Genomic DNA, 11414 nt, shown 5'->3' on the forward strand with positions numbered 1-11414 from the left:
TTCGCGCACGCCGTTCCCCACATATGTAGCCGACTGACCCTAGACAAGCCAGAACGCTACTGGGACAACGGCGTGCGCCCTCACCCGCACCGAACTCCACCCACGATCACAGCAGTAGAGCCCAAAAAGGCGCACAGGCGCGAAGCGCAATTGGCCTCACGCTGAACCGAATCCGTGACCGCACCTCCGCCTGGTCCTACCCTCGAATCGAGGGGTGGACAGCGGAGATGAGGAGAACGACATGGATCTCGGTCTAGGCGGCAAGCGGGCGATCGTCACCGGCGGCAGCCGCGGAATCGGTCTCGCGATTGCGCGCAGCCTCGCGTCGGAGGGGGTTGACGTGGTGCTCGCGGCCAGGAGTGTCGAGGCGCTGGAGTTGGCGGCGAAAACACTGTCGCAGGAGACCGGGCGGCGGGTGATCGGGGTTCCCACCGACACCGGCGACGACAACTCGGTGCGCGCCCTCGTGCAGCGAACGGTGGACGAACTCGGCGGCGTCGACATCCTCGTGAACGCCGCCGCAACCCCGTGGAGTGCGGGCAAGCCGAGCGACTTCGCGTCCACCACCGACGACGTGGTGCGCGCCGAACTCGAGATCAAGGTGCTCGGATACCTGCGGACCGCCCGGGCGGTGGCACCGCACCTCGTGGAACAGGGGTGGGGGCGGATCATCAACATCAGCGGACTCGGTGCACGCCAGGCCAACTCCATCGCCCAGACCGTGCGGAACGTCGGTGTGTCGGCGCTGACGAAGAACCTCGCCGACGAACTCGGACCGCACGGCGTCAACGTCACCGTGGTGCATCCGGGACTGACCCGGACGGAACGACTCGTAGACCGCCTGGCCAAGCAGTCCGAGGACGAAGGTGTGCCGGTGGCCGAACTGGAGTCGCGGCTGGCCACCAACTCGATCCACCGGTTGATCGACGCGAGCGAGGTTGCCGACGTCGTCACGTTCCTCGCGTCACCGCGCAGCGTCGGGATCACCGGCGATGCGGTCGCCGTCGGTGGCGGTGCTCCGGGGGCCGTCTACTACTGAGGTCGGGCGAGGGACAGCGCGCGGTCGCGTTCGGTGACCTCCAGTGCGGCGCGTTCACCGGACCGGACGGCTCCGTCGATCCAGCCACACATCACGGACGAACTTTCCGTGCCGGCCCAGTGAATGCGGCCGCACGGCTCGCGGAGGGTGTAACCGAACTGGGTGAGGACGCCCGTCGGCGCATGGCTGAGCATGCCGCCGCCGGAGTACCGCTCGACGCTCCAGTTCTGCTCGATGTAGTCGACGGGGGAGGCAGCCTTGGCTCCGAACCTCGCGGTCAACTCGCCGAGCACTGCTTTCTTCCGCTCGGCCTCCGAGAGTCGTCCCAGCCGGCGGGCGATCGGTCCCTCGACGATCACGCACAGAACACCGGGACGTCCTGTGTCGGTACTGGCGTCGATGGTGATCGTCGCGGGGGAGTCGGGTGCCGCCGACTGTCCCGACAGTCCGGCGGCGCGCCAGAAGGGTTCGTCGTAGAGGACGGCGATCTTCATGACGGCACCGCTCGGCATCCGCTGGTGCAGGAACGACCGATCCATCGGCAGCAGCGGTTCGTAGAGGATCTGGCTCGCGATCGCGAGGGGTACCGCGACGATCGCCCTCCGGGCCCGGACGGCCAGATCCGCCGAGCGGACGGTCACGCCGTCGCCGTCCTGCGTGATGTCCCGGACGGGTTGTGACAGATGGAGTGCGTCGCCGATCTCGGCTGCCATCGGACGGTAGACGGCACCCATTCCACCGACAGGTCGCGCGTCCTCGGCGGCGTCCTTCACACCGAGGACGAAACTCGGACCGCCGCCGGACGCCATCTGGTACAGGACGAACAGCATCGACACCTCGGACGCCGCGGACGTGTAGCAGCCGGCGATGGCGGTCTCGAGAAGGTCATGGGCCGGCTTGGACAGCGTGTTGTCGCCGAGCCATTTGGCGAGGCTGATCGAGTCCCACTTCGCTGCCTTCTTCGCCTCCCACGGCGCGTCGAGCGGGATCGTCTTACACATCTCACCCAGTTCGACGAACACGGCCCCGAGATTCGCTGCCGCCCAGGGACTCATCGTCAGGGGAATCGTGCCCTTGTACCGGTACTGTTTGCCATCGACGACCATCATCGACTCGCCGTCGGTGTACTGCTTGTAACCCTTGACGCCGAACTCGTCCATCAGGGCGTAGATCCGGTCCTGTCCCGGCCCGATCCACGCGCCGCCCCGATCGATCCACGAACCGTCCTCGCGGACCTCGGTGAAGGTCCGCCCCCCGATCCGGTCACGCGCCTCCACCAGCGCGACCGATTGTCCGGCCTGCTTCAAACGCAGTGCCGCCGTCAGTCCGGCGAACCCTGCGCCTACGACGCAATAGTCGACTTCGATGTCTGCCATGACAAATTCCCTCGCGCTCGCCCCGCGACCTCGTGCGGCCGTATGCAATGGATGCGTCGCGATTGGTCCTGGGGTGTGAATTCCTCTCTCCGGGAGCGAAACCGCCGCGCACAGAACGTCTTCATCCTTACTCGCGGCGAGTAGTGCGGTCAAGGGCGTCCCCCTCTGTGAGTACTTATCAACCGCCCATTGTTAACAAGTATTCACGGGTGGGGACCAGCGGAAACACCTGGTCGGCGATGCGCTCGAGCTCTTCGTGCGCGGGGGAGCACTGGATGAGCAGCAGAGTGAGACCGGCGTCCTGGTAGGCGCGGATCTTTTCGGCGACTTGTTCGGGGGTGCCGACGAGGTCGGGTCGCAGTCCGCGCGTGCCGACGGAGTATTCGCGCTTGGACAGCTCGACGTCGAGTTCGGAGTTCTTCACGAATTCCTCGAACGACGCGTACCCGGGCGAGTGGGGGTCGACGGTGGTGATGCGTTCGAGTTCGGCGCGGGCCTCGGCTTCGGTGTCGCGCACGATGATGTATGTGGACATGCCGAATTCGGCCATGTCCCGCTGGTGGATTCGCTGCGACCGCGCGTTCATGTCCGCGATCTTCGACCGCACCTCGTCGACGGTGCCGCCGTGCAGCACGTACGAGTCGGCGAAGGTGGCGATCGATTCGCGGCCGCTCTCGCTCTCCCCGCCGGCGAAGACCGGGGGATGAATTCCGGGCTTCGGCGACAGAATCGAGTCGCGCACGCTGAAGTGCTCGCCCTGGTAGGTGAACGGGGTGTGCTCCCAGAGCCCACGGAGAACGTCGACGAACTCGCCGGCCTGCCGGTATCGGTCGTCGTGCCGGGTGAAGGCGCCGCCGTACTGCCGGGCTTCCTCCTCCCACCACGCGGCGACGACGTTGAGCGCGAACCGTGCCGCACCGGCATCGGTTGTTCCGGCGATGTCGGTGATCGTCGCCGATTCCTTCGCGGTGACCGCCGGCAGGTGGAATCCGGGTCGCACCGCCGTCATCACCCGGAGGTGTTCGGTGACCGCGAGGATCGCCGACGACAGCGACCACGCCTCGAGGCTGGGCGCGTCGACGCCCTTGCGGTCGTTGAGATAGAGCTCGGGTACGAGGGTGGTGTGGTATCCGAGACGATCGGCGAGCTGTGAGAGCTTCTTGACGTAGTCCCAGGTGGCGGGCATCCCTTCGTCGCCGAGGTTGCGCAGGAAACCGCCGTAGATGGGCGTCCAGTAGCCGAAGTGCATGTCATTCCTCCGTGATGGCGTCGAGCGAAGCACGCAGATCGTCGACGAGGTCTTCCAGGTTTTCCAGTCCGATCGACAATCGGACGGTGCGGTAGCCGAATCCGGCGTCGCGGAGTTGTGTGTCGCCGAGATGGCTGTGCGTGGTGGTGGCGGGGTGTACTACCAGCGAACGGGCGTCGCCGATGTTGGCGACGATGGCGAACAATTGCAGCGAGTCGATGAACTTCGCCACCTTCGAGTCGTCGACGGCGAGATCGAACGAGAAGACCGAGCCGGCGCCGCGCGGCAGATACCGCTGGGCGGCAGCGTGCCACCGGTTGTCCGGCAGTCCGGGGTAGTTGACCTTCGCGACCGCGGGATGACCGTCGAGGAAGTGTGCGATCGCCAGCGCCGAACCGACTTGCCGTTCCAGCCGCAGGTCCAGCGTCTCCAACCCCTGAAGCAGCTGGAACGAATTGAACGGGGACAGTGCGGGACCGAGATCGTGGACGATCTTCGTCTTCGCGTAGACCAGGTAGGCGCTGCGTTCGCGGCCGAACTCTTCCCATAGCACGAGGTCACCGATGCGCGGGTATGGCTCGGTGAACTGGGTCCACCGCTGCGGTTCCGCGCCGAAGTCGAACGTGCCGAGGTCCACGATCACACCACCCAGCGAACTGCCGTGCCCACCGATGAACTTGGTGGCCGAGTACACGGTGATGTCGGCTCCGAAGTCCTTCGGGCGGAGCAGATACGGGGTGGCGATCGTGTTGTCGACGATCAGCGGGACCCCCGCCTGGTGCGCGATGTCGGCCACGGCCCGGACGTCGAGCACGGAGGCGACGGGGTTGCCGATCGTCTCGGCGAAGAAGGCCCGGGTCTCCGGACGCGCGGCCGCACGCCAGGCGTCGAGGTCGTCCTGATCGACGAGCGTGACCTCGATCCCGAAGTCCGCGAAGGTGTCGGTGAGGAGATCGACGGTTCCCCCGTACAGCTGCCGCGCCGCGACGATGTGCTGTCCGGACTTGGCGAGCGTGAGGAGGGCGACCGCGACAGCGGACTGCCCGGAACCCGTGGCCAGGGCGGCGACTCCGTCGTCGAGATCGGCGAGGCGCTGCTCGAACACGGCCTGCGTGGGATTCCCGGTGCGGCTGTAGAGGTTTCCCTTCCGGCGGAGGGAGAAGATGTCCCGTGCCTGTTCGAAGCTGCCGAAATCGTAGGCAACCGATTGGTAGATCGGGGGGATCGCGGTGTTCTGCGGCGTTCCGGGTTGATAGCCGGTGCGGACCTGCCGGGTCGCGAACCCTGTGGTCTCGGGCATCGGTGTGCCTGTCCCTTCGTCGATACTTCTGGGTGAATGGCAGAGCGGGTGAATGGCAGAGCAAAACGAATATGTTCGGAACAAAACACGAAGCGCGGCGAGAAGACACGCGTTTTGTTCTGCTCGAGCATTAGTCTTGTTCGACCTCGCGCGTGTGGGTCAGGGTTGTTCGCAGTCAATCCTGCGAACAACCCCCCGAATGAGGTAATCAGTGGACATCGACTGGCTGGAACCCGAAGCGACTGTGCGTGGCTCGGTGATCGTGGTCGCCGGCCGCGGTGAGCATGCTCACGTGTACCGCCGGTTCGCCCGCCGGATCGCCTTCGATGGTTACCGTGTCGCGGTGGTGGAGAACGATCCCGCGGCGACTGCTCGGGTGATCGCCGATGCGGAGACCGATCTTCCGGTCACCGTCGTCGGGTCGGACAGCGGCGCCCTGACCGCCCTAGACCTGGCCGCGACGCATCCGGCCGTGTCCGGGGTGGTGGCCGCCGGTCTTCTCGTCGCGGGGACCGAGGCCTTCACCGGAGAGTGGGACGGCGAACTCGAGATCCGCTCCGCGTGTCCCGTGCATCGAGGGGTCCTGTCGTCGGCCGACGCTCTCGAGCGGGGAACGCTCGGTGCCGAGACGCCGGTGGCCACGGCGGATTCGCTGACCCACGTGCAGGTTCCGGTCCTCGTCGTGCACGGAGGCGCGGACGTTCTGAGCCCGGCAGCGGACGTGCTGGCTGTCACATCCGCGTTGCCCGACGCCCGGGTCGTCGTCGTTCACGAGGGGCTGCACGACATCCTCAACGACGTGTCCCACCGGTCGGTCGCCGCCGAGATCGTGCAGTTCCTCGAGCGTCTCCGCCTGCCCGGTACGCCCGACATCATCCTTCGCGAACCGGCCGGGGCACTCGCGCAGTGACCGTGATCCGCACGGCGCGGGGCCGGTAGTGGTTGTCGATCGAAGGGGTGTGGATGTCAGCGGTGCTGGAGTCGGAGGCGATTGCTCCGGAGTGGTTGCTCGACAAGATCGACGGCCGCACCGCGGAACTGGCCGATGCCGTCGCCGACCTCATCAGGTCGGGTGAGCTCAGCCCCGGCGATCGCCTGCCGACCGTCCGCGCACTCGCGAAATCGACCGATCTCAGTGTCGGTGCGATCGTCAGCGCCTGGGGCCGCCTGCAGGAACAGGGGTTCGTGCAGACCCGCCGCCGCGGCGGCACCGTCGTTCTTCCGCCGCTCGACAGTGTGCCCGAGCGTGGCATACCGGACTGGCGTGGCGTCGACCTGGCGCAGAATGCACCTGACCTGGCGCTGCAGCCGTCCCTGTCCGACGCTTTGTTGTCGAGTCTGGACGCCGAGACGTTGAATGTGTTCGGCCGGGAACTGATGACCGAGCGGTTGAGGAATGCCGTCGCCCCGAGGTGGCCGTTCGAACCGGAGGCCTGGGCCACGGCGGGCGGCGGCACCGAGGCGCTGTTGCTGGCCGTGGAGGCGGCCGCCCCACCCGGTTCGATGGTGGCCGTCGACGAGCCCCTGGGCCCGGGCGTTCTCGACACCCTCCGCGACCTGGGGCTGGATGCGGTCGGGGTGGGCGCCGATCGCGACGGCCCACGGCCGGACGCTTTGGACGCGGCCCTGACCGCCGGTGCCGTGGCCTTCGTGTTCCAGCCCGGTGCGCCGTTCGCCGTCGACCATGCGGTCAGCGCGCGGCGCACGAGTGAACTCGCCGAGGTGCTGCGACGGCATCCGGCGGTGTGGGTCGTCGAGGACGACTCGATCGGACCGCTCGAACCGCAGCAGCCTCCCTCTCTGGGTTCGGTACTGCCGCAGCGTGTCGTCCGGATCCGTAGCTACTGCAAGGCATATGGGATCGATGTAAGGACCTCCGTCCTCGGCGGGTCCCGCGAACTGATCGAGAAGGCCATGAAGGTGCGCAGTCACGGAGTCGGCTCGAACAGCCGGATCCTGCAGAACACCCTCGCCCACCTGATCGTCAGCGACGACGCCGAGCAGGCGGTCACGACGGCGCACGAGCGCTACACCGCCAGACGCACGTCGCTGCTGGCGGCGCTGATCGACCGTGGCATAGAGGCATTCGCGGGCCCGCACAGTCTGGTCGTGTGGGTCGCGGTGTCGGACGAGACCGCGGCCCTCGTCGCGTTGGCGCGGCAGGGCATCTCGGTGGGGGCCGGCTCCCGCTCGTTCGTGCAGGCGCCCGCACGTCAACTCCTGCGCCTGTCGGTCACCCAGTTGCCGGACGACCCGGACCTGATCGGGCAACTCGCCGACGTCGTCGCGGTGGCCGTCGCGGAGTCGTCACGCGAATTCTTCGACTGATCGGACTTTGTTCGACAGCCCTGCGGGACATACGAAATATGTTTTGAAACATCTAGAATTTAATACTCTGCACGCGTCTGTTTGCTCCATACACTTCAACGCGGCGTGCCGAGGCAGGTGCCTGACGGCGAACGACGAAGGAGCGAGAACATGACGAGACGGCAACTGAAATTGGGAGCTGTCCTCACCCCCACGGGTGGGCCCGGGCACCCGTACACCTGGCTGGACCCGGAGATTCCCGCCGACGCGAGCGTCGACATCGACTGGTACATCCGGTACGCGCGGCTGGCCGAGCAGGCGCGGTTCGATCTCGTGTTCATCGTCGACAGCCAGTTCATCACCCCGGACTCGCCCCCGCACTACCTGAACCGGCTCGAGCCGTTGACGCTGCTGTCGGCGCTCGCGGTGGCCACCGAGCACATCGGGCTCGTCGGCACCCTGACCACGTCGTTCAACCAGCCGTTCAACCTCGCGCGACGGTTCGCGTCCCTCGACCTGATCAGCCGAGGCCGCGCCGGCTGGAACGTGGTCACCAGTGGCGACTCGGGTACCGCCGGAAACTACGGCCTCGAGGAGCATTACGACTACGCCACCCGCTACGGCCGGGCCCTCGAGCACGTCGAGGTCGTCAAGGCTCTGTGGGACTCCTACGAGGACGACGCGTTTCCGCGCGACCGGGAGGCCCGCCGCTTCCTGGACCCGGACAAGCTACACACCCTCGACCACCGGGGTGAGCACTTCTCTGTGGTGGGCCCGCTCAACATCCAACGCTCGCGGCAGGGACAGCCGGTGATCTTCCAGGCCGGTGACTCCGACCAGGGCCGCGACCTCGGGGCGCGTATCGCCGACGGGATCTTCACGCACGCGCCGAGTTTCGAGGCGGGGTCGGCGTTCTACGCCGACATAAAGACCCGCGCGGCAGCCTACGGGCGCGCTCCCGAGGACATCGTGATCCTGCCAGGAGTCAGCGTCACCGTGGGCGACACCGACGCCGACGCACGCGAGATCGAACGCGCAACCCAGCTGGCGGACAACGACTTCGGAAAGTCTCTCCGGGAACTGGGCCGACCCTTCGGCTGGCACGACTTCCGGCAGTACGACCTCGACGCGCAGTTCCCTGCCGAGGCACTGCAGCACGCCGAGCGCAGCTTCTACACGCAGGCGAAGAAGATCGCCGACCTCGCCGCCGACCGCGGGCTGACACTGCGGCAGACGGTCGAGGCGCTCAGCGCGCCGAAGACGTCGCCGTTCACGGGCAGCGCCGAGACCGTCGCTAACGAACTGCAGCGCTGGCTGGACGGCCACGCCCTCGACGGCATCAACATCCACATCGGCCACCCGGCACAGTTCCAGCGCTTCGTCGACGAGGTGCTGCCGATCCTGCGTGAACGCGGGGTCGTCCGGGAGGACTACGAGCAGAACACGTTGCGCGGCAACCTCGGCCTGCCTTTCGCGGAGAACCGCTACACCCGCGCGCGGCGTGAGGGAATCGACCCCGCCCCGCTGCCCGGCACCACCGCATCGCTGTCCGCGAGCGTCTGAATCACCACCCCCTTTGCATGGTCAGGAGCATCCAGTGAGCAAGAAGAGCCGGCGGATCGTCGGCGCCGTAATACTCGGAGTGATCGTCGGGTTCGTTGCCACCGCGTGCGGCGGCGGCAGCAGCTCGGACGGCGCCGAGGTCAAGTGGGCGTTCAACCTCCCCACCTCCTGGGATCCGGTGACGAGCCGGACCGGAAACGACATCAACACGATCAGCCTCGCGTACGCGTCGCTGACCCGGCTCGACGCCGAGGGCAACGTCGAGCCGTCGCTCGCCGAGAGCTGGAAGTACAACGCCGACGGCACCGCCGTGACCTTCACCCTGCGTGACGGTCTGACGTTCTCAGACGGGACCACCCTCGACGCCCAGGCGGTGAAGGCGTTCTTCGACCGCGGCAAGTCTCAGGACGATTCGTTCCTCCGCGACCAGCTCGCCGGCGTCACCGAGGTCACGGCCGACAGCGCCACCGACGTCACACTGCACCTGGCCGACGCCGACTACCAGATCCCCTACCTGGTCGCCGGGCGAACCGGGGCCATCGCCAGCCCGACCGCGGCCGCCGACCCGCAGAAACTCAGTGTGTGGCCGGTCGGCGCCGGCCCCTTCACGATCACCGACTTCGTCGCCGAGGACCACGCGTACTTCGAGAAGAACCCGAACTACTGGGACGCCGACAACATCCACATCGACCACTTCGAACTCAGCGTCGCCCCGGACCCGGCCACTCTCGTCGCCGGTGTCCAGTCCGGCTCCATCGACTTCGCGACGCTACCGGCTCTGCAGGCCAAGGAAGCCGAGGCCGCCGGTCTCGATGTGACCGTGAAGCCGTCGCTGGCCGCGAACGACGTCTCCATCAACCTCAACAAGGCCCCGTTCGACAATCCGAAGGTCGTCGAGGCATTCCGCTACGCATTCGACCGGCAGGCGTTCGTCGACGTCATCACGAACGGGTTGGGCAGCACGACGAGCCAGCCGTTCCCCAACGGATACCTCGCCTTCAACCCCGAGATCGAGAAGCTCTGGAACTACGACCCCGACAAGGCATCTCGTCTCCTGACCGAGGCGGGATACGGTCCCGGGCAATTGTCGATCGAGATCACCGCGCAGTCGGCGGCCACCAACCGGGCGGAGCTGGTGCAGTCGCAGCTGAAGAAGATCGGCGTCGAATCCACCATCAAAGTGGTGCCGCCGGGATCGTCGACGTGGCAGAGCGAGGTCTATATCGCGAAGAACCCGCAACTTGCGACGGACGGCACCATCGGGCGTGAATCCCCGGTGCAGAACCTGCTCGCCGTCTACGGTCCGGAAGGCATCATGAACCTCAGCGGCCCGCATGCGTCGCCGGAGTTCATCGCCGCGCTCGACGCCGTGCGTCGCACACCCCTCGAGGACCCGGACTACAAGCCGCGGCTGTGGCAGGCCGTCAAGGTCGGTGTCGAGCAGTCGCCGACCAACTACATCTTCAGCAATCCGTGGATCATCGTGTCCAACCCGGACCTGAAGAACCTGAACATCCTGCCGTCCCAGGTGCGGTGGGAAGGCGTCACGGTCTCGTGACCACCGCAGACGTCCAGACCGCCGGCACCAGGAGAACATTCGCTCTCCCGGTGCCGGCTGGTGCGCTCGGCACGGCGTTTCGGGTCGTGCTGAGCACCGTGCTGATCGTGGTCCCGGTCTTCCTGTTCTCCACCCTGATCACCTTCCTGCTCGGAGCGGCCAGCGGGCTGAATCCGGCCGCCGGGATCGCAGGCGACGCCGCGACCCCGGAGACGATCGCCCGCATCAAGGCCGAATTCGGGCTGGACAAACCGGTCTGGCAGCAGTACGTCGACTGGATGTCGAGCATGCTGAGCGGTGACCTGGGCGTCTCGTGGTTCAGCAAGATCCCGGTCAGCGAGTTGATCGGCGAGCGGCTCGCCGTCAGCGCCTCGATCGCCGGTGTCGCACTGGTCATCGGACTCGCTTTCGGCGTCGGACTCGGAATACTCGCCGCCGTGTACAAGGGCAGCCTGCTCGACCGGCTGATCACCGCATACACGTCGGTGGCCTCCACGCTGCCGCCGTTCGTCATCTCGATCGGACTGATCCTCGTCCTCAGCGTCGGGTTGCACTGGCTGCCGTCGGCCGGGTACGTCCCGCCAGACGAGGACTTCGGTCGCTGGCTGTCGCTGATCATCATGCCCGCGATCGCGTTGAGCATGGACGTCGTCGCCGACATCGCGCGACAACTCCGCACCGGATTGGTCGCGGAGCTCGACCAGAACTACGTCACCGGCGCGGTGGTCCGGGGCATCAGTCCGGCCCGGATCCTGTTCGTGCACACACTGCGTAACGGCAGCGGTCCGGCGCTGTCCATCCTGGGGATGAAGATTCCTACGCTCATCGGCGGCGCCGTCGTGATGGAAACCATGTTCTCCATGCCCGGCTTCGGTCGCCTCGCCGCGGACTCGGCGCTGCGCGGAGACGTTCCCATCGTCCAGGGAACGCTCGTCGTGGCGATCGTGTTCGTGCTGTTCTGCAACATCGTCGTCAACATCGCGCAGAGCGCGTTGCAGCCGGCAACCAAGCGGAGAGACTGA

General features: G+C 66.8%; 9 protein-coding genes. 6 read left to right on the forward strand and 3 right to left on the reverse strand.

Annotated features, from left to right (window positions below; translation table 11 throughout):
* Positions 1-241 precede the first annotated feature (241 nt).
* Positions 242-1039 carry an SDR family oxidoreductase gene (locus tag ACH49N_RS30845; RefSeq protein ID WP_358276612.1) on the forward strand — a complete coding sequence of 266 codons (798 nt, stop codon included), beginning with the start codon at positions 242-244 and terminating at the stop codon, positions 1037-1039.
* On the opposite strand, the gene ACH49N_RS30850 is transcribed toward ACH49N_RS30845, so the two are convergent.
* The 3 genes from ACH49N_RS30850 to ACH49N_RS30860 form a co-directional block, all read right to left on the reverse strand.
* The gene (locus ACH49N_RS30850; RefSeq protein ID WP_358276611.1) at positions 1033-2415 is read right to left on the reverse strand and encodes an FAD-dependent oxidoreductase; all 1383 of its coding nucleotides are present in this window, start codon (positions 2413-2415) and stop codon (positions 1033-1035) included. The genes ACH49N_RS30845 and ACH49N_RS30850 overlap by 7 nt on opposite strands.
* A gap of 178 nt (positions 2416-2593) precedes the next feature.
* Positions 2594-3664: an LLM class flavin-dependent oxidoreductase gene (locus tag ACH49N_RS30855; RefSeq protein ID WP_358276610.1), complete on the reverse strand. Its 1071-nt coding sequence runs from the start codon at positions 3662-3664 to the stop codon at positions 2594-2596.
* Position 3665: 1 nt separating this feature from the next.
* Positions 3666-4964, reverse strand: a complete 1299-nt coding sequence (locus ACH49N_RS30860; RefSeq protein ID WP_358276609.1) for an O-acetylhomoserine aminocarboxypropyltransferase/cysteine synthase family protein — start codon at positions 4962-4964, stop codon at positions 3666-3668.
* Positions 4965-5175: 211 nt separating this feature from the next.
* On the opposite strand from ACH49N_RS30860, the gene ACH49N_RS30865 reads away from it, so the two are divergent.
* The 5 genes from ACH49N_RS30865 (at position 5176) to ACH49N_RS30885 (ending at position 11414) form a co-directional block, all read left to right on the forward strand.
* A complete protein-coding gene (locus ACH49N_RS30865; protein WP_358276608.1) occupies positions 5176-5874 on the forward strand; it encodes an alpha/beta hydrolase in 699 nt (232 codons plus the stop codon).
* A 53-nt stretch (positions 5875-5927) separates the two neighbouring features.
* On the forward strand, positions 5928-7292 hold the full coding sequence (locus ACH49N_RS30870) for an aminotransferase class I/II-fold pyridoxal phosphate-dependent enzyme (protein ID WP_358276607.1): 1365 nt from the start codon (positions 5928-5930) through the stop codon (positions 7290-7292).
* 150 nt (positions 7293-7442) lie between these two features.
* Positions 7443-8834 carry an LLM class flavin-dependent oxidoreductase gene (locus tag ACH49N_RS30875; protein ID WP_358276606.1) on the forward strand — a complete coding sequence of 464 codons (1392 nt, stop codon included), beginning with the start codon at positions 7443-7445 and terminating at the stop codon, positions 8832-8834.
* Between the two features lie 34 nt (positions 8835-8868).
* Positions 8869-10392, forward strand: a complete 1524-nt coding sequence (locus ACH49N_RS30880) for an ABC transporter substrate-binding protein (protein ID WP_358276605.1) — start codon at positions 8869-8871, stop codon at positions 10390-10392.
* Entirely contained in the window at positions 10389-11414 is a 1026-nt protein-coding gene (locus ACH49N_RS30885) for an ABC transporter permease (RefSeq protein WP_358276604.1), read from the forward strand. The genes ACH49N_RS30880 and ACH49N_RS30885 overlap by 4 nt, the downstream gene beginning before the upstream one ends.

Source organism: Rhodococcus sp. NPDC019647 (genome assembly GCF_044389235.1).
In the GTDB taxonomy this organism is placed as follows: domain Bacteria; phylum Actinomycetota; class Actinomycetes; order Mycobacteriales; family Mycobacteriaceae; genus Rhodococcus_F; species Rhodococcus_F oxybenzonivorans.

Coding starts and splice junctions, on each gene's coding strand:
- ACH49N_RS30845 (WP_358276612.1), top strand. CDS start 242: ATGGATCTCGGTCTAGGCGGCAAGCGGGCGATCGTCACCGGCGGCAGC.
- ACH49N_RS30850 (WP_358276611.1), bottom strand. CDS start 2,415: ATGGCAGACATCGAAGTCGACTATTGCGTCGTAGGCGCAGGGTTCGCC.
- ACH49N_RS30855 (WP_358276610.1), bottom strand. CDS start 3,664: ATGCACTTCGGCTACTGGACGCCCATCTACGGCGGTTTCCTGCGCAAC.
- ACH49N_RS30870 (WP_358276607.1), top strand. CDS start 5,928: ATGTCAGCGGTGCTGGAGTCGGAGGCGATTGCTCCGGAGTGGTTGCTC.
- ACH49N_RS30860 (WP_358276609.1), bottom strand. CDS start 4,964: ATGCCCGAGACCACAGGGTTCGCGACCCGGCAGGTCCGCACCGGCTAT.
- ACH49N_RS30875 (WP_358276606.1), top strand. CDS start 7,443: ATGACGAGACGGCAACTGAAATTGGGAGCTGTCCTCACCCCCACGGGT.